This window comes from Stutzerimonas sp. LR2 (assembly GCF_055755175.1).
The window spans coordinates 888,540-913,629 of record NZ_JBVTRR010000002.1; the positions used below are offsets into that span (position 1 = coordinate 888,540).

The window sequence follows — 25,090 nt, forward strand, 5'->3', positions numbered from 1 at the left end:
GCTCTGCGAGGCTCCTGCCTGAGGGGCTCCAGGTTATTCCGCAAGGCTCGCTGGCTCGGTTTTGCTGTGCGCAAGGCTCAGCTTATGGCCGCCGTCTGTGTTACCATCCCGCGCTTATCGCAGGACCCTGCTGACTATAAGGAACCAGGCTTCCATGGGCGAACTGGCCAAAGAAATCCTCCCGGTCAATATCGAAGACGAGCTCAAGCAGTCCTACCTTGATTACGCCATGAGCGTGATCATCGGCCGTGCGCTGCCGGACGCGCGCGATGGCCTGAAACCGGTGCACCGTCGCGTGCTCTACGCCATGAGCGAGCTGGGCAACGACTGGAACAAGCCGTACAAGAAATCCGCCCGTGTGGTCGGTGACGTGATCGGTAAGTACCACCCGCACGGCGACTCCGCGGTGTACGACACCATCGTGCGTATGGCGCAGCCGTTCTCGCTGCGCTACATGCTGGTCGATGGTCAAGGCAACTTCGGTTCGGTCGATGGCGACAGTGCCGCGGCAATGCGTTACACCGAAGTGCGCATGGCCAAGCTGGCGCACGAGCTGCTGGCCGACCTGGACAAGGAAACCGTCGACTGGGTGCCCAACTATGATGGCACCGAGCAGATTCCGGCAGTCATGCCGACCAAGATCCCCAACCTGCTGGTCAACGGTTCCAGCGGTATCGCGGTCGGCATGGCCACCAACATTCCGCCGCACAACCTGGGCGAAGTCATCGATGGTTGCCTGGCTCTGATCGACAACGCCGATATCACCATCGATGAGCTGATGCAGTTCATTCCCGGCCCCGACTTCCCCACCGCGGGCATCATCAACGGTCGCGCCGGCATCATCGAGGCCTATCGCACCGGTCGTGGCCGCATTTATATCCGTGCGCGCGCCGATATCGAGGACATCGACAAGGTCGGCGGCCGTCAGCAGATCGTCATCACCGAGCTGCCGTATCAGCTGAACAAGGCGCGGCTGATCGAGAAGATCGCCGAGCTGGTGAAAGAGAAGAAGATCGAAGGCATCACCGAGCTGCGTGACGAGTCCGACAAGGACGGCATGCGTGTGGTCATCGAGCTGCGTCGTGGCGAGGTGCCGGAGGTGATCCTCAACAACCTCTATGCCCAGACCCAGCTGCAGAGCGTGTTCGGCATCAACGTGGTGGCGCTGGTCGATGGCCAGCCGCGCACGCTGAACCTCAAGGAACTGCTGGAAGCCTTCGTCCGTCACCGCCGCGAAGTCGTCACCCGGCGTACCGTGTACGAACTGCGCAAGGCGCGCGAGCGCGGGCACATCCTTGAAGGCCAGGCAGTTGCGCTGTCCAACATCGATCCGGTGATTGCCCTGATCAAGGCCTCGCCGACGCCGGCCGAAGCCAAGGATGCGCTGATCTCCACGGCCTGGGAGTCGAGCGCGGTCGAGGCGATGGTCGAGCGCGCCGGGGCAGACGCCTGCCGTCCGGAGAATCTGGACCCGCAGTATGGTCTGCGCGACGGCAAGTATTTCCTCTCGCCGGAGCAGGCCCAGGCGATCCTCGACCTGCGTCTGCACCGCCTGACCGGTCTCGAGCACGAGAAGCTGCTCGCCGAGTACCAGGAAATCCTCACCCAGATCGGTGAGCTGATCCGTATCCTGACCAATCCGGTGCGGCTGATGGAAGTCATCCGCGAGGAGCTCGAGGGCGTGAAGCGCGACTTCGGCGATGCGCGGCGCACCGAGATCCTCGAGTCCCGTCTGGATCTGACCCTGGCCGACCTGATCACCGAAGAAGAGCGCGTCGTCACCATCTCCCATGGTGGCTATGCCAAATCCCAGCCGCTGGCCGCCTATCAGGCGCAGCGCCGCGGTGGCCGTGGCAAGGCCGCGACAGGGGTGAAGGAAGAGGACTACGTCGAGCACCTGCTGGTCGCCAACAGTCATACCACCCTGCTGCTGTTCTCCAGCAAGGGCAAGGTCTACTGGTTGAAGACCTACGAGATTCCCGAGGCCTCGCGCACCTCGCGTGGGCGTCCGCTGGTCAACCTGTTGCCGCTGGACGAGGGCGAGCGCATCACCGCCATGCTGCAGGTCGATCTCGAGGCTCTGCGCAAGCAGGCTGCCGAGGGTGACGAGGAACTGGACGACGCCGAAGGTCTGGTGATCGAGCATGACGACGTCGACGATGTCGAGGGCGACGACGACAGCGATGAGAAGGACGAACCCACCGGTGCCTACATCTTCATGGCGACGGCCAAGGGGACGGTCAAGAAGACACCGCTGGTGCAGTTCAGTCGGCCTCGTACTTCCGGTCTCATCGCACTGAAGCTGGAGGAGGGCGACACCCTGATCGCCGCTGCCGTGACCGATGGTGCCCAGGAAGTGATGATGTTCTCCGACGGCGGTAAGGTCATCCGCTTCAAGGAAAGCAAGGTTCGCATCATGGGCCGCAATGCCCGCGGTGTGCGTGGCATGCGTCTGCCGGAAGGGCAGCGGATCATCTCGATGCTGATTCCGGAGCCCGACGCGCAGATCCTCACCGCCTCGGTGCGCGGTTATGGCAAGCGCACGGCGATGGAAGAGTTCCCGCGCCGCGGTCGTGGTGGCCAGGGCGTCATCGCCATGGTGACCAACGAACGCAACGGTCCGCTGGTCGGTGCCGTACAGGTGCTCGAAGGCGAGGAGATCATGCTGATCTCCGACCAGGGCACGCTCGTGCGGACCCGCGTCGACGAAGTCTCCTCGCTGGGTCGCAACACCCAGGGCGTCACGCTGATCAAGCTGAGCAAAGGCGAACACCTGGTCGGTCTGGAGCGGGTGCAGGAGCCGTCCGAGGAAGAGGTGCTGGAAGACATCGAGGCGCTGCTCGATGACGATGCCCTCGAGAAGGAAATGCCGGTCATCAGTACCGAGCCGAGCGAAGACGAATTGCTTGGCGGTGGCGGCGATGTGTCGCCGGACGTGGTGCCGACCGACGACGAAGACTGATTGGCGATAACGCCATCCGATAGAAAGCAGCACACCGGGCAGACGGTAGCGAGGCGGTCGGTAAAGAAACCGGCCGCCGAGCCCGGGATTCAATATCGAGCAAGAGCGAGAGAACAGCAGTGAGCAAACGCGCCTTTAACTTCTGTGCCGGTCCGGCTGCGCTTCCCGAAGCCGTCCTTCAGCGCGCCCAGGCGGAGCTTCTCGACTGGCATGGCAAGGGCCTGTCGGTCATGGAAATGAGCCATCGCAGCGACGATTACACTGCCATCGCCGAAAAGGCGGAGCAGGATCTGCGCGATCTGCTGGCGATTCCATCGAACTACAAGGTGCTGTTCCTGCAGGGCGGGGCCAGCCAGCAGTTCGCCGAGATTCCGCTGAACCTGCTGCCCGAGGGTGGCGTGGCCGACTATGTCGATACCGGCATCTGGTCGCGCAAGGCGATCGAGGAGGCCCGTCGTTTCGGGCACGTGAACATCGCGGCGACTGCCAAGCCTTACGACTACTTCGCGATTCCCGGACAGAACGACTGGCAGCTGAGCGATGGCGCGGCCTATTTGCACTACGCCAGCAACGAGACCATCGGCGGCCTGCAGTTCGATTGGGTGCCGGAGCTGGGCGATACCCCACTGGTCGTTGACATGTCGTCGGACATCCTTTCGCGGCCGATCGACGTGTCGAAGTTCGGCCTGATCTATGCCGGGGCGCAGAAGAACATCGGCCCGTCCGGGCTGGTGGTGGTCATCGTCCGTGAGGACCTGCTCGGCCACGCACGTTCCGTCTGCCCGACCATGCTCGATTACAAGATCGCCGCCGACAATGGCTCGATGTACAACACCCCGGCGACCTTCTCCTGGTATCTCTCGGGGCTGGTTTTCGAGTGGCTGAAGGAGCAGGGCGGCGTCGAGGCGATGGAAAAGCGCAATCGCGCGAAGAAGGACATGCTCTACGGCGCAATCGATGCCAGCGATTTCTACACCAACCCGATCGCCGTCAACGCGCGCTCGTGGATGAACGTGCCGTTCCGCCTGGCCGATGAGCGCCTGGACAAGGCCTTCCTGGCTGGTGCCGACGCGCGTGGCCTGCTGAACCTGAAAGGTCATCGCTCCGTGGGCGGCATGCGCGCCTCGATCTACAACGCTGTCGGCCTGAATGCGGTCGAGGCGCTGGTGGCCTACATGGCCGAGTTCGAGAAGGAGCACGGCTGATGAGCGACGCCGATCAGCTGAAGGCGCTGCGGGTTCGAATCGACAGTCTCGACGAGCGTATTCTCGAGCTGATCAGCGAGCGCGCCCGCTGTGCCCAGGAAGTGGCTCGGGTCAAGACCGCTGCGCTGGCCGAGGGCGAGTCGGCGGTGTTCTACCGCCCGGAACGCGAAGCCTGGGTGCTCAAACACATCATGGAACTCAATCGTGGGCCGCTCGACAATGAAGAGATGGCCCGCCTGTTCCGCGAGATCATGTCCTCCTGCCTGGCGCTCGAGCAGCCGCTGCGCGTGGCCTATCTGGGGCCGGAAGGGACGTTCTCTCAGGCCGCCGCGCTCAAGCATTTCGGCCATGCGGTGATCAGCACCCCGATGGCGGCGATCGATGAGGTGTTCCGCGAAGTGGTCGCCGGTGCGGTGAACTTCGGCGTGGTGCCGGTGGAGAACTCCACCGAAGGCGCGGTCAACCACACGCTGGACAGCTTCCTCGAGCACGACATCGTTATCTGTGGCGAGGTGGAGCTGCGCATCCACCATCATCTGCTGGTGGGCGAAACCACCAAGACCGATCGCATTACGCGCATCTATTCCCATGCCCAATCGCTGGCGCAGTGTCGCAAGTGGCTCGATGCGCATTATCCGAACGTCGAGCGGGTGGCGGTTTCCAGCAATGCGGATGCGGCCAAGCGGGTCAAGAGCGAGTGGAACTCGGCCGCCATTGCCGGCGACATGGCGGCCCAGCTGTACGGCCTGACCAAGCTGGCGGAGAAGATCGAAGATCGCCCGGACAACTCCACCCGCTTCCTCATCATCGGTAACCAGGAAGTGCCGCCGACCGGCGACGATAAGACGTCGATCATTGTCTCGATGCGCAACAAGCCGGGTGCGCTGCACGAGCTGCTGGTGCCGTTCCACACCAATGGCATCGACCTTACCCGGATCGAGACGCGGCCGTCGCGCAGCGGCAAGTGGACCTATGTGTTCTTCATCGACTTCCTCGGCCACCACCAGGATCCGCTGATCAAGGACGTGCTGGAGAAGATTGGCCAGGAAGCCGTGGCGCTGAAGGTGCTGGGTTCCTACCCCAAGGCAGTACTTTAATTGCGGCTCCGGGCTTCAGGAGCAGGTGGCAGGCGACAGGCTTGTGCCTGCCGCCTGAGCCTGCAGCCTGAGGCCTAACCAATGAGTTGTGATTTCCTTGCCCTGGCGCAGCCGGGCGTGCAGAAGCTGTCGCCTTACGTACCAGGCAAGCCGGTCGATGAGCTGGCGCGCGAGTTGAAGCTGGACCCCGCCGGAATCGTCAAGCTGGCCAGCAATGAGAACCCTCTGGGGCCCAGCCCGAAGGCGCTGGCAGCGATCCAGGCCGAGCTTTCCGAGTTGACCCGCTACCCCGACGGTAACGGCTTCGTGCTCAAGCAGCGCCTTGCCCAGCGTTATTCGGTGGGTGTCCACCAGGTCACGCTAGGCAATGGTTCCAACGACATCCTCGAGCTGGTCGCCCGTGCCTATCTGGCACCGGGGCTCAACGCGGTGTTCAGCGAACACGCCTTCGCCGTCTATCCGATCGCGACCCAGGCCGTCGGCGCCGAGGGGCGTGCTGTCGCGGCGAAGAACTGGGGGCACGATCTCGACGCGATGGCCGATGCCATCGACGAGAACACCCGGGTCGTCTTTGTCGCCAACCCCAACAACCCCACCGGGACCTGGTTCGATGCCGCTGCGTTGGGTACTTTCCTCGCGCGCGTGCCAGCCCATGTACTGGTGGTGCTGGACGAGGCCTATATCGAGTACGCCGAAGGTCAGGAGCTGCCTGATGGGCTGGCCTACCTCGCCGACTATCCCAATCTGCTGGTTTCGCGCACCTTCTCCAAGGCCTATGGCCTGGCGGCCCTGCGCGTCGGCTACGCCATCAGCTCGCCGGTGATCGCCGACGTGTTGAACCGCGTTCGCCAGCCCTTCAATGTGAACAGCCTGGCGCTGGCCGCCGCCTGCGCGGCGCTGGATGACGTCGATTATCTGGCAGCCAGCCGCCGGGTGAACGACGCCGGGATGGCTCAGCTGGAGCGCGGCTTCCGCCAGTTGGGGTTGGAGTGGATTCCCTCGCGGGGCAATTTCATTGCGGTGGATTTTGCCCGCGATGCTGCACCGATCAATCAGGCACTCTTGCGCGAGGGTGTGATCGTGCGGCCGGTAGCCGGTTACGGAATGCCGACATTCCTGCGGGTTTCCATTGGTACCGAGCGTGAGAATGCACGCTTTCTGGACGTGCTGGCGCAGGTACTGCAGCAGTGAGCCCAGCCGCCGTGGAACAACGAGCCGCACCTGTCATTGATCGCCTGGTAGTGATCGGGCTCGGGTTGATTGGCGGTTCGTTTGCCAAGGGGCTGCGTGAGTCCGGCCTTAGCCGCGAGGTGGTCGGCTTCGATCTGGACGCCCGCTCGCGTGAACTGGCGGTCGAACTGGGCGTGGTGGATCGCTGTGCCGACACGCTGGCCGAAGCCTGCCGTGACGCCGACGTTATTCAGCTCGCCACACCCATCCTCGCCCTGGAACGACTGCTCGGCGAGCTGGCGAAGCTCGACCTGGGCTCCGCCGTGATCACCGATGTCGGCAGCGCCAAGGGCAATGTGGTGCGCTGCGCGCGTAACGTGTTCGGCGAGATGCCGTCGCGTTTCGTTCCCGGCCATCCCATCGCCGGATCGGAGCTCAGTGGTGTCACGGCGGCCAAGAGCACGCTGTTCCGCCGCCACAAGGTCATACTGACTCCGCTGAAGAACACCGATCCGCAGGCGCTTGCGCTGGTGACCCGGCTTTGGGCGGCGCTCGGTGCCGATGTCGAGCACATGGACGTGGCGCACCACGACGAGGTGCTGGCCGCCACTAGTCACCTGCCGCACCTGTTGGCTTTCGGTCTGGTTGATTCGCTCGCCAAGCGCCATGAGAATCTCGAGATCTTCCGTTACGCGGCGGGTGGGTTTCGTGATTTCACCCGTATTGCCGGTAGCGACCCGGTGATGTGGCACGACATCTTCCTCGCCAATCGCGAGGCCGTGCTGCATACCCTGGATGATTTTCGTGCCGACCTCGACGCCCTGCGCGCCGCGGTCGATGAAGGAGACGGGCACAGGTTGTTGGGCGTGTTCACGCGCGCCCGGGCTGCCCGGGAACATTTCAGCAAAATACTGGCTCGCCGAGCCTATGTGGACGTTATGCATTCCAATGACCTCGTTTTCCTCGCCAACCCTGGCGGCAGCCTGACCGGCCATCTGCGTGTCCCAGGCGACAAATCCATTTCGCATCGTTCGATCATGCTGGGTTCCCTGGCGGAAGGGACCACCGAAGTTGAGGGTTTTCTCGAAGGTGAAGACGCCCTCGCCACGATTCAGGCGTTCCGTGACATGGGTGTGGTCATCGAAGGCCCGCAGCAGGGGCGGGTGACCGTCCATGGCGTTGGCCTGCATGGTCTGAAGCCGCCGCCTGGCCCGATCTATCTGGGTAACTCCGGCACCTCCATGCGCCTGTTGTCCGGCTTGCTCGCGGCGCAGCCGTTCGATACCACTCTTACCGGCGATGCCTCGCTGTCCAAGCGCCCGATGAATCGCGTCGCCAAGCCGCTGCGCGAGATGGGCGCGGTCATCGAGACGGCTGCCGAAGGTCGTCCGCCGCTGACCATTCGTGGCGGCCAGCGTCTGTCCGGTATGCACTACGACATGCCGATGGCCAGCGCGCAGGTCAAATCCTGTCTGCTGCTGGCCGGGCTGTATGCCGCCGACCAGACCTCCGTCACCGAGCCTGCACCGACTCGTGATCACACCGAGCGGATGCTGCGCGGTTTCGGCTACCCGGTAACGGTCGAAGGACGCACCGCGATCGTCGAGCCTGGGCACAAGCTGCGTGGCACCCATATCGAGGTGCCGGCGGATATCTCCTCGGCGGCTTTCTTCATGGTCGCGGCCAGCATTGCACCGGGCTCGGAGATCGTGCTCGAGCATGTAGGGGTCAACCCGACGCGTACCGGTGTGATCGACATCCTCAAGCTGATGGGCGGGGATATCACTCTGGAAAACCTTCGCGAGGTGGGCGGCGAGCCTGTCGCCGATATCCGCGTGCGTGGTGCGCAGCTCAAGGGTATCGACATTCCCGAAGACCTGGTGCCGCTGGCCATCGACGAGTTTCCTGTGCTCTTCGTTGCCGCGGCATGCGCCCAGGGTCGCACCACCTTGCGCGGTGCCGAGGAGCTGCGCGTCAAGGAGTCGGATCGTATCCAGGTCATGGCCGACGGGCTGCAGACGCTGGGTATCAAGGCGGAACCGACACCCGACGGCATCGTCATCGAGGGTGGCATGATCGGTTCCGGTGAAGTATGGGCCCACGGTGATCATCGTATCGCCATGTCGTTCAGCGTCGCTGCGCTGCGCGCCAGCGGTCCGATCCGCATCCACGATTGCGCGAACGTGGCGACCTCGTTCCCCAATTTCCTGGACCTGGCTCAGCGGGCCGGGATGCAGGTTCAGGCGGAGGGCGCCTCATGATCAAGCCTGTACCAGTCATCACCATCGACGGGCCTAGCGGCTCGGGCAAGGGAACCGTTGCTGCGCTGCTCGCCGGCAAGCTCGGCTGGAATTTTCTCGACTCCGGCGCCCTGTACCGTCTGCTGGCATTCGCTGCGCGTAATCACGGCGTCGATCTGACCAACGAGGAAGCCCTGAAGGTACTTGCCGAGCATCTGGATGTGCAATTCGGCGCTGCCCGCGATGGGCATGGCATGGTCATCATTCTGGAAGGCGAGGACGTCACCGAGGCCATTCGCAACGAGACCGTCGGTGCGGGTGCTTCCCAGGTCGCGGCGTTGCCGGTGGTTCGGACCGCGCTGTTGCAACGGCAGAAGGCCTTTCGCGAGGCTCCTGGCCTGGTCGCCGACGGACGCGACATGGGAACCGTTGTGTTCCCCGATGCGCCGCTGAAGATCTTCCTCACTGCAAGTGCGGAAGAACGTGCGCGCAGACGCTACTTGCAGTTGAAGGCGCGTGGTGATGATGTTAATCTCGCGAGTCTTCTTGAGGAGATTCGGGAGCGCGACGAGCGCGATACCCAGCGTGCGGTGGCACCGTTGAAGCCGGCAGAAGATGCCATTCAGCTCGATTCCACTACACTTTCCATCGAAGAAGTGCTGCAAAGGATTCTGAGCGAAGTCGCCGATCGCGACTTGGTTGGATGATCGGAACGCCGAAAGGCGGCCAAACGGACTTCGAGGTCAGCGCAGCCGGTAGGCGCGCCTCGAGCCGTTAACAAGGAGGCATGTGGGAGACCAGATCCAGTCCCGCAGGCCTTTTTTTATATGAATGAACCCACATTGTCTGGAATGTGGAGATTGGGCGGATTCTCGCCCGAAAACAGCAGGAATCAACATGAGCGAAAGCTTCGCAGAACTTTTTGAAGAAAGCCTTAAATCCCTCGACATGCAGCCGGGCGCCATCATCACCGGCATCGTGGTCGACATCGACGGTGACTGGGTCACCGTACATGCCGGCCTCAAGTCCGAGGGCGTCATCCCGGTCGAGCAGTTCTACAACGAGCAGGGCGAGCTGACCATCAAGGTGGGTGACGAGGTCCACGTTGCTCTGGACGCGGTTGAAGATGGCTTTGGCGAAACCAAGCTGTCCCGTGAAAAAGCCAAGCGCGCGGAATCCTGGATTGTTCTGGAAGCGGCTTTCGCTGCAGAAGAAGTGGTCAAGGGCGTCATCAACGGCAAGGTCAAAGGTGGCTTCACCGTCGACGTCAACGGCATTCGTGCGTTCCTGCCGGGTTCGCTGGTCGATGTCCGCCCTGTGCGCGACACCACCCACCTGGAAGGCAAAGAGCTCGAGTTCAAGGTCATCAAGCTCGACCAGAAGCGCAACAACGTTGTCGTTTCCCGCCGCAGCGTGCTGGAAGCCGAGAACAGCGCCGAGCGCGAAGCTCTGCTGGAATCCCTGCAGGAAGGTCAGCAGGTCAAGGGTATCGTCAAGAACCTCACCGACTACGGTGCGTTCGTTGACCTGGGCGGCGTCGATGGTCTGCTGCACATCACCGACATGGCCTGGAAGCGCATCAAGCATCCGTCCGAGATCGTCAACGTTGGCGACGAGATCGATGTCAAGGTGCTGAAGTTCGACCGCGAGCGCAACCGCGTGTCGCTGGGCCTGAAGCAGCTGGGCGAAGACCCATGGGTTGCCATCAAGGCGCGTTACCCGGAAGGCACCCGCGTCATGGCCCGCGTCACCAACCTGACCGACTACGGCTGCTTCGCCGAGCTGGAAGAAGGTGTCGAAGGTCTGGTGCACGTCTCCGAAATGGACTGGACCAACAAGAACATCCACCCGTCGAAGGTCGTTCAGGTCGGCGACGAAGTGGAAGTCATGGTTCTGGACATCGACGAAGAGCGTCGTCGCATCTCCCTGGGCATCAAGCAGTGCAAGTCCAACCCGTGGGAAGACTTCTCTGGCCAGTTCAACAAGGGCGACCGCATCTCCGGCACCATCAAGTCGATCACCGATTTCGGTATCTTCATCGGTCTGGACGGCGGCATCGACGGTCTGGTTCACCTGTCCGACATCTCCTGGAACGAGCCGGGTGAAGAAGCCGTTCGCCGCTTCAAGAAGGGCGACGAGCTGGATACCGTTATCCTGTCGGTCGATCCGGAGCGTGAGCGTATCTCCCTGGGCATCAAGCAGCTGGAAGACGATCCGTTCTCCAACTACGCCGCCGTCAATGACAAGGGCAGCATCGTTCGCGGTACCGTGAAAGAAGTTGACGCCAAAGGCGCCATCATCGATCTGGGCAACGATATCGAAGCGACCCTGAAGGCGTCCGAAATCAGCCGTGACCGCGTTGAAGATGCGCGCAACGTGCTGAAGGAAGGCGACGAAGTCGAAGCCAAGATCATCAGCATCGACCGCAAGTCCCGCGTGATCAGCCTGTCCATCAAGTCCAAAGACGTCGAAGACGAGAAGGATGCGATGAAAGAGCTGCGCACCAAGCAGGAAGTTGAAAGCACCGGCCCGACCACCATTGGTGATCTGATCCGTGCTCAGATGGAAAACCAGAACTAAGTTCGGTTCTTCATGAAAAAGGGCGACTTCGGTCGCCCTTTTTTGTGCCTGCGATTCCACGTGATGGAGCGCCCCGCCTCGGCGAGAGCTGTCAGCCTTTGGCCTTTTCCATGGCGAGCGCCTGGTTGACCGCGAGCCAGCCGTCTACAGACTGTTCCCCCACGTCATCGAAGGCGCGCTGTAGCAGCCTGACCTGTTCCCGGCGCAGTGCTTGCTCGAGCTTCGCTCCCTCGGCGGTGAAGCGCAGCATGCGTTTGCGCTTGTCGTCCTCCGCCGTGAGGCTTTCCACCAGATGCATTTCGATCAGTTGGCGCAATGGTGTGTTCAGCGCCTGCTTGGTAACGCCCAGGTAGCTCAGCAGTTCCTTGACGCTCAGGTCGGGATAGCTGGCGATGAAGAACAGGATGCGGTGGTGCACGCGGGACAGGCCGCGACGGGCCAGCATCTCGTCAGGCTTTGCCGTGAAAGCCTGATAGCCGAGAAAGAAGCTTTCCATTATCTGGCGCTGCACGGCGCTTTTTTTTAGGTCAGGCATATTGACGTATTTATTATGAGAGGCGTAATTTCGGTCAAGAAGTTTGACTTATTTTGCAACGCCTCGCACCTGGTATGGAAATGGCCTTCTCCGAACGTATTACTCGCCTGAAAAGCTCCCTGATTCGTGAAATTCTCGCCGCAGCCCAGCGTCCTGAAGTGATGTCTTTTGCCGGTGGGTTGCCGGCTGAGGCGATGTTACCCGCGGTGGATTGGGCCGAGCTGCCTGCGAGCATGGGGCAATACGGCATGAGCGAAGGCGAACCCGCCCTTCGCGAAGCCATCGCGGCTCAGGCCCGGGCGCTCGGCGTGCCCTGCGAGGCCAGCCAGGTGCTGATTGTCAGTGGGTCGCAACAGACGCTGGATCTCGCCTCGAAGCTGTTCATCGACTCGGGCACCGAGGTGCTGGTCGAGGCGCCGACCTATCTCGCCGCGCTGCAGTCGTTCCAGCTGTTCGGTGCACAGTGTCTGGCCGTTGCGCAGCAGGCTGACGGACCGGATCTGGCGGCACTGCGTGCCACGCTGGAGCAGCACGCTCCGGCTTTCGCCTACCTGATTCCGACTTTCCAGAATCCTTCTGCGGTCCGTTACAGCGAAGCCAAGCGTGAGGCCGTTGCCGGGCTGCTGGATGAATACGGTGTGACCTTGCTGGAAGACGAGCCGTACCGTGAGCTGGTGTTCGACCAGGGCAGTGCCAGGCCCATCGTGTCGCGCCTCAAGCGGGCCAGCTGGATCTACACCGGCACGGTATCCAAGACGCTGCTGCCCGGTTTGCGGGTGGGCTACCTGATCGCATCTGCGGACCTGTTTCCTTATCTGCTGCGCCTCAAGCAGTCGGCAGATCTGCATACCAATCGGATCGGGCAATGGCAGGCGTTGCAATGGCTGGGCAGCGACCATTACCAGGCGCATCTCGGACAGTTGCGCGAGTTCTACCGAGTCCGCCGCGATGCCATGCAGGCGGCGCTGACGGAGCACTTCAGCGATCTGGCGACCTGGGAATTGCCGCAGGGCGGGCTGTTCTTCTGGTTGACGCTCAAGCAGCCGCTTGACACGCGAACGCTGCTCAATCGAGCGCTGGCCGAGGATGTCGTGTTCATGCCCGGCGAGCCGTTCTTCGTCGAACCGGACGCGAACCCCGGCTATCTGCGGCTGAATTTCAGTCATGTCGCGGCTGAGCGCATGGGCGAGGGACTACGCAGGCTGGCCCAGGTCATTCGCGACGCCGGTGCGTTGGAAGCTGCGTGAGGAGTTATTGCCGACCCGCGCCGCGGGTCGATCGGGAGGGGAGACCATGTTGAAAGTCTATGGCGATTATCGGTCGGGTAATTGCTACAAGATCAAGCTGATGCTGCACCTGCTGGACCAGCCGTACGAGTGGATTGCGATCAACATCCTTCGAGGCGAGACGCGCTCGGAGGAGTTTCTCAAGAAGAATCCGAACGGCAAGATCCCAGTGCTGGAACTCGAGGACGGCTCCTGTCTATGGGAGTCCAATGCCATCCTGAACTACCTGGCCGACGGTAGCGAGTTCCTTCCGACCGATCCGCGCCTGCGCACTCAGGTGCTGCAGTGGCAGTTCTTCGAGCAGTACAGCCACGAGCCGTTCATTGCCGTGGCGCGGTACATCAAGGTCTATCTGGGGATGCCGGAAGAGCGGCGTGAGGAATACGAGGCCAAGCAGCTCGACGGCTATCATGCCCTTAACGTGATGGAGCAACAGCTGCTGCGCACGCCGTATCTGGTGGGTGATCACTATTCCATTGCCGACGTTGCGCTCTACGCATACACCCACGTGGCGGAAGAGGGCGGTTTCGATCTGGGGGGGTATCCAGCGATCCGTCGGTGGCTGCAGCGCGTTGCGAGCCATCCGCGGCATGTAGGCATGTACGATTGAGGAGCGAAAAAGACAGGGCCGTGAAGGCCCTGTCTTCTCTGTGCTACTTCACCAGCCCGAGAAACTCGCTACGAGTAGCGGCATTGTCGCGGAACTGACCCAGCATCACCGATGTGACCATGGAGGAATTCTGCTTCTCGACACCGCGCATCATCATGCACATGTGCTGGGCTTCGATGACCACGGCTACACCGGAGGCTCCGGTGACCTGCTGCATCGCTTCGGCGATCTCGCGGGTCAGGTTTTCCTGAATCTGCAGTCGGCGCGCATACATGTCGACGATCCGGGCGACCTTCGACAGGCCAAGCACCTTACCGTTGGGCAGGTAGGCGACGTGCGCCTTGCCGATGAAAGGCAGCATGTGGTGTTCGCAGAGCGAGTACAGCTCGATGTTCTTGACCAGCACCATCTCGCTGTTGTCGGAGCTGAACAGAGCGCCGTTGGTCACCTCTTCGAGGGTCTGCTGGTAGCCCTTGCACAGGTACTGCATGGCTTTGGCGGCGCGTTTGGGTGTGTCGAGCAGACCCTCGCGGTTAACGTCCTCGCCAAGTTGGCCAAGGATCGCGGTGTAGTGTTGTTCCAGGGACATTGAGCTACCTGTCAGGCTTCATAGGGTCGCGAACGCGAAGGGTAGGGGGCTGCCGCTCTGCTGGCAAGCCTGTCGAGCGACTGGCGTGAGCCGAGCAGTCATTCGTCGCGCCCTTCCAGCATGGTGCGCTTGAGCACCACGTAGAGTGCGCCGGTCCCACCATGACGCGGCAGGCAGGACGTGAAACCAAGCACCTGTGGGTGTTGCCGCAACCAGGTGTTTACGTGGCTCTTGATCAATGGGCGCTTGCCATCCAGCCGCGCGGCCTTGCCATGAGTCACGCGGACGCAACGGACTTCGAAGCGGGTTGCTTCGGCGATGAAGTCCCACAGCTGTTCGCGGGCCTTTTCCACTGTCATCCCATGCAGGTCCAGGCTGCCTTCGAACGGTATCTGGCCGGCCTTGAGCTTGCGCATCTGTGCGTCCTGCACGCCGTCACGCGCCCAGTAGAGCTCATCCTCCGCGCCGACGTCGATGACGAACTGGTCCGACAGTCCGTCGACGCGCGTCGAGTCGTTGCTGAGCGTGGCGTTGCTGCGGCGGGTCGCGATCTGTTCGCGGTTGCTGCGGACCTTGCCGGTCTCGGCACGGTCATGGGTCATCGGCTTGACACCGCGCACGGCCGATTGGAAGAGGGAAAAATCGTCGTCGTCTTGCATGGGGCCTCCAAACAGAAGGCCAGTCTACCCCAGCCACTGCCGCGTGCAGAAAGCGTCCTAGCGGCTCAGGGCTGCCGTGTCCGGCACGCAGACCGCAAAGTTGTCGGCAAGGATGGTCATTTCGATGCGATGGACCTGTTCGGCATCGATGCTGCCTTCGCCCATCGGCAGGTTGCGCGTGGCGCAGGCGCTGTCGACGAGAGTGCAGCGATAGCCGTAATCCTTGGCTGCGCGAACGGTGGTGCTGATGCTCGAATGGGTCATGAAGCCGCAAACGATGAGATCGAGGCGGCCGAGCTTCTGCAGCAGCTCGTGCAGCTCGGTGCCGGAAAAAGCATTGGGGAGGCGTTTGGCGACCACGGGCTCGCCGGGCAGCGGCGCGGCTTCGGGCATGATCTGTCCACGAAAACCTTGCGGATCGAACAGCCCGCCGCTGATGCCCAGGTGATGCACGTGCACGATCGGTGCGCCGGCCGCGCGCGCAGCTGCCAGCAGGCGGGTGATTTCCGGTAGCGCCCGATCCAGGGCGGGCAGGGCCAGAACGCCACTGCGGTATTCCTCCTGCACGTCGATGACCAGCAGGGTGGCATTCGTCAGCGTCGCCGGGTTATAGCTGCGGCCACTGAGCTGAAGCATGGTCTGTGGCTTGGTCATTGTCGGCTCCTTGTGCTGTGAGGGGGCTGATTGTGGCGCCTGAGCGCGCCGATGTGAACCGTCCAGCCGATTGTTTCGCTTGGCAGGCGAGTGACTGCTCGGTCGCGCTCTTGACGCTCGGATTGCCGCAAAAATTCCGTGCCGAAGGGTACTGCCAGTGATCAGCGAACGCTCGCAACGAATTGGGCATTTACAAAGCTGTCTCAACTTTGCTGGCGAACCACAGGTCTCGGCAACCACCGCCGTAGCTCGGGTTTTCCGATGCCTGTTAAACTCGCGCACTTTTTACAGGAGACGCCCTTGTGACCGCTTCGCTCTCTCGCTTGCGTACCCTGCGTGACTATATTCGCTGGGCTGTCAGCCGTTTTCAGGCGGAGCAGCTGTTCTTTGGCCACGGCACCGACAACGCCTGGGACGATGCGCGTCAGCTGGTTCTGGGTGCACTTCATCTGCCGTGGGAGATGTCCGATAGCTATCTGGACTGTCGCCTGGAAGCGGATGAGTGCGAACACTTGCAGAACCTGCTACGTCGGCGCATCGAAGAGCGTGTACCGACTGCCTACCTGCTGGAGCAGGCCTGGTTCTGTGGCCTGCCGTTCATTGTCGATGAGCGCGTGCTCATTCCGAGGTCGCCCATCGGTGAGCTGATCGAGCATCGTTTCGAACCCTGGCTGCCCGGTACCCCGAAACGCATCCTTGATCTTTGCACCGGGTCGGGCTGCATCGGTATCGCCTGTGCGTATGAATTCCTCGAAGCAGAAGTCGTACTGGCGGACATCTCGTTCGATGCGCTCGAGGTGGCCAACCGCAACATCGAGCAGCATGGTCTCGAAGAGCGCGTCTACACCGTGCAAAGCGATGGTTTCGACGGGCTGCCCAATCAGCGCTTCGACCTGATCGTGTCGAACCCGCCTTATGTCGACGCCGAGGATTTCGCGGATATGCCAGATGAGTTCCATCATGAGCCGGAGCTCGGCCTGGCGTGCGGTAACGATGGGCTGGACCTGGTCCGTCGCATGCTCGCCGAAGCCGCGGATCACCTTACCGACGATGGTGTGCTGATCGTCGAGGTGGGCAACAGTCAGGTTCATGTTCAGGCGCTGTATCCGGAAGTGGATTTCACCTGGCTGGAATTCACCCGTGGTGGACATGGCGTATTCCTGCTGGCCGCACAGCAATGCCGAAAGCATCAGGCACTGTTCCGCTCGCGCCTGGCGAAGAGCTGATCGGTTTTATCTGGAAGGGCGTAGCGCTCGAATCTTCTACTCCTCGCCAGTCCGGCCCTGCATGGCCGATTGGCGAATCTCGCTGAGCATTTGCCCCGCATGGTGGTCTGCATAGAAGTCCGATCGGGAATCTGTGCCGCTGGCTGGCTGCAATTCCGATCGGTCAGTGTTCGAGCCGTCATTCACTGACCATTGAAGTGGACAACCCATGCCAGGCATCACCGTAGAACCCACCACTTTTTCCTTGTTCGGCGCCCTGGGCGATCTTGCGTTGCGCAAGCTGTTTCCGGCGCTTTACCAGCTGGATCGTGCCGGTCTGCTGCATGGCGATACGCGAATCCTTGCGCTGTCGCGTGAAGGTGGTGAGCCTGGGGCGCACAAGTCGCGAATCATTCAGGCGTTGCGAGCACGCGTACCGGCTGGCGAACTCGACGAGCCGGCGCTTGAGCGCTTTGCCGAGCGGCTGCGCTACCTCACCATGGATTTCCGTCGCGGTGAGGACTACGCGGCGCTTCGAGAGTGCGTACCGCAGGACTTGCCCCTGGTCGCCTATTTCGCAACGCCCGCCGCGGTGTATGGCGACATCTGCAGGTTCCTCGCGGCGAGCGGGCTCGCCGAACAGGCCCGGGTCGTTCTGGAGAAGCCCATCGGTCACGATCTCGAATCGTCCAGGGTGATCAACGATGCCGTTGCCGAGCATTTTCCAGAGAGCCGTATCTACCGCATCGACCACTATCTCGGTAAGGAAACCGTCCAGAATCTGATCGCGCTGCGCTTCGCCAACAGCCTGTTCGAAACTCAGTGGGACCAGCACCATATTTCCCACGTCGAGATCACCGTGGCCGAAACGGTGGGCATCGAAGGCCGCTGGGGCTATTTCGATCAGGCCGGCCAGCTGCGCGACATGGTGCAGAACCACTTGCTGCAGCTGCTCTGCCTGATCGCCATGGATCCGCCGAGCAATCTCACCGCTGACAGCATCCGTGACGAGAAAGTGAAGGTGCTCAAGGCACTGGCTCCGATCACGGCCGAATCCATCCATCAGCGGGTCGTGCGCGGGCAGTACGCGGCGGGCAACGTAGGTGGCGTTTCGGTGCCGGGTTATCTGGACGAGGAGAATTCCAACGCGCAGAGCAGCACCGAGACGTTCGTCGCCTTGCGGGCCGATATCTGCAACTGGCGATGGTCCGGCGTGCCGTTCTACCTGCGTACCGGCAAGCGCATGGCGCAGAAGCTGTCGCAGATCGTCATCCATTTCAAGGAACCGCCGTTCTACATCTTCGCTCCCGAGCAACGCGCGCTGATCAGCAATCGCCTGATCATCCGCCTGCAACCGGATGAAGGCATTTCGCTGCAAGTCATGACCAAGGAGCAGGGGCTGGACAAGGGCATGCATCTTCGCAGTGGGCCGCTGCAGCTGAATTTCTCGGAGACTTATAAAAGCGCGCGAATTCCGGATGCTTATGAGCGCCTGTTGCTCGAGGTGATGCAAGGCAACCAGAATCTGTTCGTGCGCAGGGATGAAATCGAATATGCGTGGCAATGGTGCGATCAGTTGATCGACGGTTGGAGCCGGCTCGGTGCTGAGCTCAAACTGTACCCGGCGGGTTCCTGGGGGCCGGTTGCTTCGATTGCACTGATCACGCGCGACGGGAGGGCGTGGTATGGCGATCTCTGAACTGGATTTACCCACGGGCGTGATCGCCCATAGCTCGGCGGACGCGCAGCGGCAGGCCGAACTGATGGCCGACAGCGTCGCCAAGGCGTTGCGCTACGCGGTACAGACACACGGCGTCGCAAGTCTGGTGGTATCCGGTGGGCGGAGCCCGGTTGCGTTCTTCGAGTCCCTGTCCCGGCGAGAGCTGGATTGGGCAAAGATCCAGATCAGCCTGGCCGACGAGCGCTGGGTCTCGCCAACCGATCCGGCCAGCAACGAAGGCTTGCTGCGGCGCCACCTTCTGCAGAATGCCGCGAATGCCGCCCGGTTGATCGGGCTCTACCAGCCAGCCGACTCGCTCGAGCAGGCTGCGGGCTTCGCCAATGCGGCGCTCGACCAATTGCATCAGCCGATCGATGTGCTCGTGCTCGGCATGGGTGACGACGGGCACACCGCTTCGCTGTTCCCAGGCAGCGTCAACTTGGCGCATGCCTTGCGGGAGGATTGTCCCGAGCGCTGTGTGGCTATGCAGGCACCGGTCGCCCCCGAGGCCCGCCTGACGATGACCTATCCTCTACTGGCCTGCGCCAGGATGCAGTGTCTGGCCATTCAAGGCAGCGAAAAGCTTGAAACCCTGCGTGTAGCGCTGAGTGCCGATCCATTGCAGATGCCCATCCGGGCATTCCTGCACGCTCCGCTCGAAATCTACTGGTGCCCGTGAGGCCCGAGGACTCCTGCATGACCATGGACCAGAAGAATGCCCTGATCGAACAGATCTGCGTCGCGGCGCGGATTCTGCCGGTCATCACCATTGGCAGCGAAGAGCAGATCCTGCCGCTCGCCGATGCCTTGTCGGCGGGTGGCCTGCGTACTCTGGAGATTACCTTGCGCTCGCGTCATGGCCTGACCGCTATTCAGCGGTTGCGCCAGGAACGACCGGACCTCTGCATCGGCGCCGGAACCGTCCTCGACCGGCGCATGATGGACGAAGTGGAGGCGGCCGGCGCCCAGTTCATCGTCACGCCGGGCTCTACCCGCGACATCCTCGAAGCCGGGGTGAGCTGCTCGGTACCCTTGCTACCGGGCGCGAGCAGTGCGTCCGACGTCATGGAAGGCTACGCGCTGGGTTATCGGCGCTTCAAACTGTTCCCGGCCGAGGTGTGTGGCGGCATCGCCGCGCTCAAGGCCCTCGGCGGACCGTTCGGGGACGTTCGGTTCTGCCCGACCGGTGGGGTGAGCGCTGCCAATGCAGCCCAGTACCTGGCGCTGGCTAACGTCATGTGTGTCGGCGGTACCTGGATGATCGACAGCGCAACGCTGGAGCGCGGTGACTGGGCGGGCATCCAGCAGCGTACCGCGGAGGCCCTGGCCGCTTTGCCCTAGGTCGGACTGGCGCCGCCGTCCGACTGGCGCAAGGTGCGCAGCTGGCATGATCCGCGTATGATTCGCGCCCTTTCAATCGGATTGCCACACCGGGAGGTGCCCAGATGACCGAGCACGAAGAAACTACGATCCACGCCACGCACGGCGAGAAGCTGCAGAAAGTCCTTGCCCGTCTGGGCATCGCGTCGCGTCGCGACGTCGAAAAGTGGATCGTCGAGGGCCGCGTCAAGGTCAATGGCGCGGTTGCCACACTCGGCCAGCGTGTCGACTCCCATGACGCCATCGCGGTCGATGGCCGCCTGCTCAAGCGCGAAGAAACCAGCCAGGTGGTGCGGCGTGTGCTGATCTACAACAAGCCCGACGGCGAGATCTGCACCCGTAACGACCCCGAAGGCCGCCCTACGGTGTTCGATCGCCTGCCACGTCCCAAGGAGGGCCGCTGGATCAACATCGGCCGGCTCGATATCAACACGACGGGGCTGTTGCTGTTCACCACTGACGGTGAGCTGGCCAATCGTCTGATGCACCCCTCGTACGAAATGGACCGGGAATACGCGGTACGTGTGCGCGGCGAGGTCGACGACGAGATGATCGAGCGGCTGAAGACCGGGGTGATGCTGGAGGACGGTCCGGCGCGCTTCACCGATATTCAGGAAGCGCCTGGTGGCGAAGGCTTCAACCATTGGTATCACTGCGTGGTCATGGAAGGCCGCAACCGTGAGGTTCGTCGGCTCTGGGAATCCCAGGGGCTGGTCGTCAGCCGGCTGAAGCGTGTCCGTTTCGGGCCGGTGTTCATGACGTCCGATCTGCCGATGGGGCGCTGGCGCGAGATGTCGCAAGCCGAGGTGGACATTCTCAGCGAGGAGGTTGGCCTAAAGCCGGTCGCCTTGCCGAGCATGAAGGCCAAGACGAAGGAGAAGATCGACCGCATGCAGCGCAAGGTGGCCAAGCCACTTGGGCGAGGCGAGCGGCGGTCACGTGTACTTCGTCCCGCCCACGAAGCCGACATGCCTGCAGCGGATAAACCGCGTGCGGCACGAGATGACAAGAGCGAGCGCAAGCCGCGCGGCAGCGACAAGCCGCGTGGTACGCCGGTCGCCGAGCGTCCGGGGGATACCCGCAAGGGCGGCAAGCGCCACGAAGGCGGCGGGCGTTCATCGGGTCCGGCGAGGAAGCCGGCCGGAGAAGGTCAGCGGCCCGGCTTCGGGCGCGAGCGTAGCAAGCGTCCCTGACCGGTCTGCAGCGCAGCGCAGTGAATGACTGCGCTGCGCGGACTTCATTGCGCGTCTAGCGCCTGGCCGTTGATGCCGGCGCTATCCGGACCCATCAGGTACAGATAGACCGGCATGATTTCTTCCGGCAATGGATTGACGAGCGGGTTCTCGCCCGGGTACGCCTTGGCGCGCATGTCGGTCCGAGTAGCGCCCGGGTTGATGCTGTTGGCACGCACCGGCGCGGTATCGTCCAGCTCGTCGGCCAGAACCTGCATCAGTCCTTCCGTGGCGAACTTCGATACGGCGTAGGCACCCCAGTAGGCGCGGCCTTTGCGTCCGACGCTGCTGGAGGTGAAGATCACCGAGGCGTCTTTGGAGAGCTTGAGCAGCGGTAGCAAGGTGCTGGTCAGCATGAACATGGCATTCACGTTGATCTGCATGACTCGCATGAAATTGTCGCCGGACAACTGCTCGATCGGCGTGCGAGGGCCAACGATCGCAGCGTTGTGCAGCAATCCGTCCAGGTGTCCGAATTCCCGCTCGATCATGGCTGCCAGCTCGTCGTACTGATGCGGCAGGGCTGTCTCCAGGTTGAACGGGATGACAGCGGGGCGCAGATGGCCTGCTGCTTCGATTTCGTCGTACACCCGATTCAGATTGTCTTCATTCTTGCCCAGTAACAGCACGGTAGCTCCGTGGGCCGCGTAGGCCTTGGCAGCAGCTTCACCGATGCCCCGGCCAGCGCCGGTGACCAGGATGATGCGCCCTGCGAGCAGGTCGGGGCGGGCGGAATACTCGAACATCGGATGCCTCGTAAATCGAAAGTGATGGGTGCTTCGGCAATTACTGCCGAGTGATGATGCTGTGGTGGTGACCCTATGGCTGTTTCAGCAACTGCACAGGGCGCTGTCCAGGACCTGGCGCAGATCCAGCGGGTGATCCACCACTACGTCCGCGCCCCAATTGCTCGGGTTGTCTTGCGGATGGATATAGCCATAGCGCACCGCGGCCGTCCTGCTGCCCGCCGCTCGTCCCGATTCGATGTCGCGCAGGTCATCACCGACGAACAGGACCGCAGAAGGATCAAGGTCGAGCTGTTTGCACGCGAGGATCATCGGCTCGGGGTCGGGCTTGCTATTGGCGACGTGATCAGGACAGACCAGCACGGCAGAGCGGGACGCCAGGCCCAGCTGCTGCATGATCGGTTCGGCGAAACGCAGCGGCTTGTTGGTTACCACACCCCAGCGCAGGTTGGATCGCTCGATTTCGTCCAGCAGTTCCGCCATGCCGTCGTAGAGGCGGCTATGCACGGCGCAATGCTCCTGGTAGCGCGCAAGAAACTCCAGGCGCAATGCTTCGAACTCTTCCGACATGGGGTCCACATCGAAGGCGCCGAGCACCATGGCTCTGGCACCACCGGACACCACGTCACGAATCTGTTGATCCGGCACAGGCTCCAGGCCGCGCGCAATCCGCATGGCCTGCGCCACGGCGATGAAATCGGGAGCGGTATCGAGCAGGGTACCGTCCATGTCGAACAGAACAGCGCGCAGGCGCATCAGGACTCCTTGACGGTCTGGACCATGTAGTTGACGTCGACGTCCGCCGACAGCTTGTAGTGCTTGGTCAGCGGGTTATAGGTAAGGCCGATGATGTCCTTCACGGCCAAGCCGGCATCACGGCTCCAGGCGCCGAGCTCGGAAGGACGGATGAATTTCTTGAAATCATGTGTGCCGCGCGGAAGCAGCTGCAACACATACTCCGCGCCGATGATGGCGAACGCGTAGGCTTTCGGGTTGCGGTTGATGGTGGAGAAGAACACCTGGCCGCCCGGTTTGACCAGTGTGGCGCAGGCCCGGATGACGGAGGCCGGGTCCGGTACGTGTTCGAGCATCTCAAGACAGGTGACCACGTCGAACTGCTCCGGTGCCTCTGCGGCCATGGCTTCGGCGGTGATCTGCCGATAATCGATTTCGAGTCCGGATTCGAGAAGGTGCAGGCGCGCAACCGACAGCGGAGCCTCGCCCATGTCGATGCCAGTCACCTGAGCGCCACGCTGCGCCATGGCCTCGCTCAGGATGCCGCCACCGCAGCCGATGTCGATGACTTTCTTTCCGGCCAGAGAGATATGCTCGTCTATCCAATTGACCCGTAATGGATTGATCTCATGCAGTGGCTTGAACTCACTCTCGCGATCCCACCAGCGATGTGCAAGGGCTTCGAATTTGGCGATTTCAGCGTGGTCGACGTTGCTCATGGTCTGGTCCATTTATAAAGCTTGAAGAAGAAGCTTGAGCTGCAATCGCTCATGTTGCCAGCTTCGGATAGCGGCGAGGGCGCATAGGTCATTCGGTCGCGGGGGTCCTGCATATCTACTCGCCTTCGTCACTGGCTGTCCGTGCTGGCAATCCGGGCGCCCCATTGGAGGGCATTCGCGATGACACGCTGCTCGTCCATCCGGGTCAGCTTGCCGTTGTTCAACAACTGTTTTCCTCCTACCCAGACATGCCGGACGGCGTCTCGCCCTGTGGAATAGATCAGCTGAGAAACCGGATCGTATATTGGTTGCTGAGCCAAACCGGAGAGATCGACGGCGACCAGGTCGGCGAATTTTCCGATCTCCAGCGAGCCGGTGTGATCATCGATCCCCAACGCCCGTGCACCATTGAGCGTAGCCATGCGCAATGCGCGATGTGCATCTAGGGCGGTCGCTGAACCGGCGACCGCCTTGGCCAGCAACGCGGCGGTACGGGTTTCGCCAAGCAGGTCCAGATCGTTGTTGCTCGCGGCGCCATCGGTGCCAATGGCAACATTGACTCCGGCTTCCCACAGGCGCTCTACAGGACAGAAGCCGCTGGCGTGCTTCAAGTTCGATTCGGGGCAATGAATGACACTGCAGTTATGCTCGGTGAGCAACGCGATGTCTTCTTCGTCGACCTGGGTCATATGCACAGCCTGGAACCGAGGGCCGAGCAACTGGAGTCGCGCGAGCCTGGCCAAGGGGCGTTCGCCATGCTTGTGCAGGGCCTCTTGGATCTCGTGCGCGGTTTCATGGACGTGCATATGAATGCAGGCGTCCATCTCGGCGACCAGAATTCTGATGTTTTCGAGTTTGTCATCCGCAACCGAATAAGGCGCGTGGGGCCCGAATGCGATCGAGATACGCGGGTGATGCTTGAGATCATCGAACAACGCCACGCTATTGCGTAGCGCCTCGTCCGCGTCGCGTGCGCCGGGTACGGGGAAATCGAGCACAGGGACGGCAATCTGTGCTCGTACGCCATGCTTATGTACCAGTTCGCTTACTACAGCGGGGTGGAAATACATGTCAGAGAAGCAGGTGATGCCGCCTTTGAGCTGCTCGGCAATGGCCAGTTCGGTGCCGCAGCGCACGAAGTCTTCGTCGACCCAGCGTGCTTCGGCCGGCCAGATGTGGTCGCGCAGCCAGCGTTGCAGCGGTAAATCATCGGCCAGCCCACGAAACAGCGTCATCGCCGCGTGTCCGTGAGTATTGATCAGGCCGGGAGCCAACATCATTCCTTCGAGTTCGAGCTTTTCCTGCGCCGGATGCTTAAGTGCTTCCTCACGCGGTGCAATGAGTACGATGCGTCCATCACGGACGCCCAATCCATGCCCCTTGAGCACTACTCCCGCTGGCTCGACCGGAACCAGCCAGGTCGGAAATAGAAGCAGATCTAGCGGAGTGAGGCTTTGCCGGGACATGGGGAGCCGTGACTGGATGAGAAGGTCGACTAGTGTAATGGCTGGGGCCGCTGGATTGAAGGAAGCCGTAACGCAGGTTGCAGCAGGCGTCCTGGTAGCGCTGCACTGCCTCTATATAAAGAGAGGGCAAATGCCATGGATGAAAACCGAAATAAACGGTTGACGGCTGTTTTCAGGTGCCTATAATGCGCACCACTTCCGGCGCAGTTCTCAAGCAAAACCTCTTGTAAATCAAAAGGTTAGCTAAATAAAAGGGTTGCACTGGTGGCGGATTCGAGTAGAATGCGCCGCGCTGACAGG

22 protein-coding genes are annotated in these 25,090 nt (G+C 62.0%); 14 read left to right on the forward strand and 8 right to left on the reverse strand.

All coding sequences use genetic code 11. The features are described 5' to 3' along the window. Window positions 1–154: 154 nt before the first annotated feature. The 7 genes from gyrA to rpsA all read left to right on the forward strand — a co-directional run bounded on the left by gyrA (window position 155) and on the right by rpsA (window position 11,254). Window positions 155–2,962, forward strand: coding sequence for a DNA gyrase subunit A (gyrA, locus tag ACVRRC_RS10660; RefSeq protein WP_019406882.1), 2,808 nt, complete (start codon window positions 155–157; stop codon window positions 2,960–2,962). A gap of 119 nt (window positions 2,963–3,081) precedes the next feature. Then, entirely contained in the window at window positions 3,082–4,167 is a 1,086-nt protein-coding gene (serC, locus tag ACVRRC_RS10665) for a 3-phosphoserine/phosphohydroxythreonine transaminase (protein WP_472996990.1), read from the forward strand. Then, a complete protein-coding gene (gene pheA, locus ACVRRC_RS10670) occupies window positions 4,167–5,264 on the forward strand; it encodes a prephenate dehydratase (RefSeq protein WP_011913461.1) in 1,098 nt (365 codons plus the stop codon). The genes serC and pheA overlap by 1 nt, the downstream gene beginning before the upstream one ends. 81 nt (window positions 5,265–5,345) lie before the next feature. Continuing rightward, the gene (gene hisC / locus ACVRRC_RS10675; protein WP_045158578.1) at window positions 5,346–6,455 is read left to right on the forward strand and encodes a histidinol-phosphate transaminase; all 1,110 of its coding nucleotides are present in this window, start codon (window positions 5,346–5,348) and stop codon (window positions 6,453–6,455) included. A gap of 11 nt (window positions 6,456–6,466) precedes the next feature. Next, window positions 6,467–8,695 (forward strand): bifunctional prephenate dehydrogenase/3-phosphoshikimate 1-carboxyvinyltransferase, encoded by a 2,229-nt coding sequence (locus ACVRRC_RS10680; RefSeq protein ID WP_125870465.1) that lies wholly within the window; start codon window positions 6,467–6,469, stop codon window positions 8,693–8,695. After that, window positions 8,692–9,381 (forward strand): (d)CMP kinase, encoded by a 690-nt coding sequence (cmk, locus tag ACVRRC_RS10685; protein WP_200631718.1) that lies wholly within the window; start codon window positions 8,692–8,694, stop codon window positions 9,379–9,381. Before ACVRRC_RS10680 ends, cmk begins: the two co-directional genes overlap by 4 nt. A 190-nt stretch (window positions 9,382–9,571) precedes the next feature. Then, entirely contained in the window at window positions 9,572–11,254 is a 1,683-nt protein-coding gene (gene rpsA, locus ACVRRC_RS10690) for a 30S ribosomal protein S1 (RefSeq protein WP_013982964.1), read from the forward strand. Between the two features lie 91 nt (window positions 11,255–11,345). Here rpsA and ACVRRC_RS10695 read toward each other — a convergent pair whose 3' ends face one another. Beyond that, on the reverse strand, window positions 11,346–11,789 hold the full coding sequence (locus tag ACVRRC_RS10695) for a MarR family winged helix-turn-helix transcriptional regulator (protein WP_011913456.1): 444 nt from the start codon (window positions 11,787–11,789) through the stop codon (window positions 11,346–11,348). Window positions 11,790–11,869: 80 nt separating this feature from the next. On the opposite strand from ACVRRC_RS10695, the gene ACVRRC_RS10700 reads away from it, so the two are divergent. Together ACVRRC_RS10700 and ACVRRC_RS10705 are read left to right on the forward strand one after the other, a co-directional pair. After that, window positions 11,870–13,036 carry an aminotransferase-like domain-containing protein gene (locus tag ACVRRC_RS10700; protein ID WP_026006605.1) on the forward strand — a complete coding sequence of 389 codons (1,167 nt, stop codon included), beginning with the start codon at window positions 11,870–11,872 and terminating at the stop codon, window positions 13,034–13,036. Window positions 13,037–13,082: 46 nt separating this feature from the next. After that, entirely contained in the window at window positions 13,083–13,685 is a 603-nt protein-coding gene (locus ACVRRC_RS10705; RefSeq protein WP_017245665.1) for a glutathione S-transferase family protein, read from the forward strand. A gap of 43 nt (window positions 13,686–13,728) precedes the next feature. Here the strand turns inward: ACVRRC_RS10705 and folE are convergent, their stop codons facing one another. From folE to ACVRRC_RS10720, 3 genes are all read right to left on the reverse strand, one after another. Beyond that, window positions 13,729–14,274: a GTP cyclohydrolase I FolE gene (gene folE, locus ACVRRC_RS10710; RefSeq protein WP_011913453.1), complete on the reverse strand. Its 546-nt coding sequence runs from the start codon at window positions 14,272–14,274 to the stop codon at window positions 13,729–13,731. A gap of 98 nt (window positions 14,275–14,372) precedes the next feature. Then, window positions 14,373–14,933 (reverse strand): Smr/MutS family protein, encoded by a 561-nt coding sequence (locus ACVRRC_RS10715; protein WP_013982961.1) that lies wholly within the window; start codon window positions 14,931–14,933, stop codon window positions 14,373–14,375. Window positions 14,934–14,990: 57 nt separating this feature from the next. Continuing rightward, complete coding sequence (locus ACVRRC_RS10720; protein WP_011913451.1) at window positions 14,991–15,587, reverse strand: cysteine hydrolase family protein; 597 nt, start codon at window positions 15,585–15,587, stop codon at window positions 14,991–14,993. A 302-nt stretch (window positions 15,588–15,889) separates the two neighbouring features. Here ACVRRC_RS10720 and prmB point away from each other — a divergent pair, with 302 nt between their 5' ends. The 5 genes from prmB (at window position 15,890) to rluB (ending at window position 21,085) form a co-directional block, all read left to right on the forward strand. Then, window positions 15,890–16,813 (forward strand): 50S ribosomal protein L3 N(5)-glutamine methyltransferase, encoded by a 924-nt coding sequence (gene prmB / locus ACVRRC_RS10725; RefSeq protein WP_196112250.1) that lies wholly within the window; start codon window positions 15,890–15,892, stop codon window positions 16,811–16,813. Window positions 16,814–17,021: 208 nt separating this feature from the next. Next, window positions 17,022–18,491, forward strand: a complete 1,470-nt coding sequence (zwf, locus tag ACVRRC_RS10730) for a glucose-6-phosphate dehydrogenase (RefSeq protein WP_196112251.1) — start codon at window positions 17,022–17,024, stop codon at window positions 18,489–18,491. Further along, complete coding sequence (pgl, locus tag ACVRRC_RS10735) at window positions 18,478–19,191, forward strand: 6-phosphogluconolactonase (RefSeq protein ID WP_011913448.1); 714 nt, start codon at window positions 18,478–18,480, stop codon at window positions 19,189–19,191. Before zwf ends, pgl begins: the two co-directional genes overlap by 14 nt. Before the next feature lie 17 nt (window positions 19,192–19,208). Beyond that, on the forward strand, window positions 19,209–19,853 hold the full coding sequence (locus ACVRRC_RS10740; protein WP_011913447.1) for a bifunctional 4-hydroxy-2-oxoglutarate aldolase/2-dehydro-3-deoxy-phosphogluconate aldolase: 645 nt from the start codon (window positions 19,209–19,211) through the stop codon (window positions 19,851–19,853). Between the two features lie 104 nt (window positions 19,854–19,957). Next, complete coding sequence (gene rluB, locus ACVRRC_RS10745) at window positions 19,958–21,085, forward strand: 23S rRNA pseudouridine(2605) synthase RluB (protein WP_196112253.1); 1,128 nt, start codon at window positions 19,958–19,960, stop codon at window positions 21,083–21,085. Between the two features lie 44 nt (window positions 21,086–21,129). Here rluB and ACVRRC_RS10750 read toward each other — a convergent pair whose 3' ends face one another. The 4 genes from ACVRRC_RS10750 to ACVRRC_RS10765 all read right to left on the reverse strand — a co-directional run bounded on the left by ACVRRC_RS10750 (window position 21,130) and on the right by ACVRRC_RS10765 (window position 24,790). After that, window positions 21,130–21,870, reverse strand: coding sequence for a YciK family oxidoreductase (locus tag ACVRRC_RS10750; RefSeq protein WP_472996991.1), 741 nt, complete (start codon window positions 21,868–21,870; stop codon window positions 21,130–21,132). A gap of 84 nt (window positions 21,871–21,954) precedes the next feature. Beyond that, the gene (gene mupP / locus ACVRRC_RS10755; RefSeq protein WP_011913444.1) at window positions 21,955–22,626 is read right to left on the reverse strand and encodes an N-acetylmuramic acid 6-phosphate phosphatase MupP; all 672 of its coding nucleotides are present in this window, start codon (window positions 22,624–22,626) and stop codon (window positions 21,955–21,957) included. After that, on the reverse strand, window positions 22,626–23,324 hold the full coding sequence (gene ubiG, locus ACVRRC_RS10760) for a bifunctional 2-polyprenyl-6-hydroxyphenol methylase/3-demethylubiquinol 3-O-methyltransferase UbiG (protein WP_011913443.1): 699 nt from the start codon (window positions 23,322–23,324) through the stop codon (window positions 22,626–22,628). Before ubiG ends, mupP begins: the two co-directional genes overlap by 1 nt. Window positions 23,325–23,452: 128 nt before the next feature. Next, window positions 23,453–24,790 (reverse strand): TRZ/ATZ family hydrolase, encoded by a 1,338-nt coding sequence (locus ACVRRC_RS10765; protein WP_472996992.1) that lies wholly within the window; start codon window positions 24,788–24,790, stop codon window positions 23,453–23,455. Window positions 24,791–25,090 lie beyond the last annotated feature (300 nt).

Excerpts from the sequence above, each read along its gene's own strand:
- gyrA (WP_019406882.1), top strand. The coding sequence starts at position 155 with ATGGGCGAACTGGCCAAAGAAATCCTCCCGGTCAATATCGAAGACGAG.
- pheA (WP_011913461.1), top strand. The coding sequence starts at position 4,167 with ATGAGCGACGCCGATCAGCTGAAGGCGCTGCGGGTTCGAATCGACAGT.
- hisC (WP_045158578.1), top strand. The coding sequence starts at position 5,346 with ATGAGTTGTGATTTCCTTGCCCTGGCGCAGCCGGGCGTGCAGAAGCTG.
- cmk (WP_200631718.1), top strand. The coding sequence starts at position 8,692 with ATGATCAAGCCTGTACCAGTCATCACCATCGACGGGCCTAGCGGCTCG.
- rpsA (WP_013982964.1), top strand. The coding sequence starts at position 9,572 with ATGAGCGAAAGCTTCGCAGAACTTTTTGAAGAAAGCCTTAAATCCCTC.
- ACVRRC_RS10695 (WP_011913456.1), bottom strand. The coding sequence starts at position 11,789 with ATGCCTGACCTAAAAAAAAGCGCCGTGCAGCGCCAGATAATGGAAAGC.
- ACVRRC_RS10700 (WP_026006605.1), top strand. The coding sequence starts at position 11,870 with ATGGCCTTCTCCGAACGTATTACTCGCCTGAAAAGCTCCCTGATTCGT.
- ACVRRC_RS10705 (WP_017245665.1), top strand. The coding sequence starts at position 13,083 with ATGTTGAAAGTCTATGGCGATTATCGGTCGGGTAATTGCTACAAGATC.
- folE (WP_011913453.1), bottom strand. The coding sequence starts at position 14,274 with ATGTCCCTGGAACAACACTACACCGCGATCCTTGGCCAACTTGGCGAG.
- ACVRRC_RS10715 (WP_013982961.1), bottom strand. The coding sequence starts at position 14,933 with ATGCAAGACGACGACGATTTTTCCCTCTTCCAATCGGCCGTGCGCGGT.
- ACVRRC_RS10720 (WP_011913451.1), bottom strand. The coding sequence starts at position 15,587 with ATGACCAAGCCACAGACCATGCTTCAGCTCAGTGGCCGCAGCTATAAC.
- zwf (WP_196112251.1), top strand. The coding sequence starts at position 17,022 with ATGCCAGGCATCACCGTAGAACCCACCACTTTTTCCTTGTTCGGCGCC.
- pgl (WP_011913448.1), top strand. The coding sequence starts at position 18,478 with ATGGCGATCTCTGAACTGGATTTACCCACGGGCGTGATCGCCCATAGC.
- ACVRRC_RS10740 (WP_011913447.1), top strand. The coding sequence starts at position 19,209 with ATGACCATGGACCAGAAGAATGCCCTGATCGAACAGATCTGCGTCGCG.
- rluB (WP_196112253.1), top strand. The coding sequence starts at position 19,958 with ATGACCGAGCACGAAGAAACTACGATCCACGCCACGCACGGCGAGAAG.
- ACVRRC_RS10750 (WP_472996991.1), bottom strand. The coding sequence starts at position 21,870 with ATGTTCGAGTATTCCGCCCGCCCCGACCTGCTCGCAGGGCGCATCATC.
- mupP (WP_011913444.1), bottom strand. The coding sequence starts at position 22,626 with ATGCGCCTGCGCGCTGTTCTGTTCGACATGGACGGTACCCTGCTCGAT.
- ubiG (WP_011913443.1), bottom strand. The coding sequence starts at position 23,324 with ATGAGCAACGTCGACCACGCTGAAATCGCCAAATTCGAAGCCCTTGCA.
- ACVRRC_RS10765 (WP_472996992.1), bottom strand. The coding sequence starts at position 24,790 with ATGTCCCGGCAAAGCCTCACTCCGCTAGATCTGCTTCTATTTCCGACC.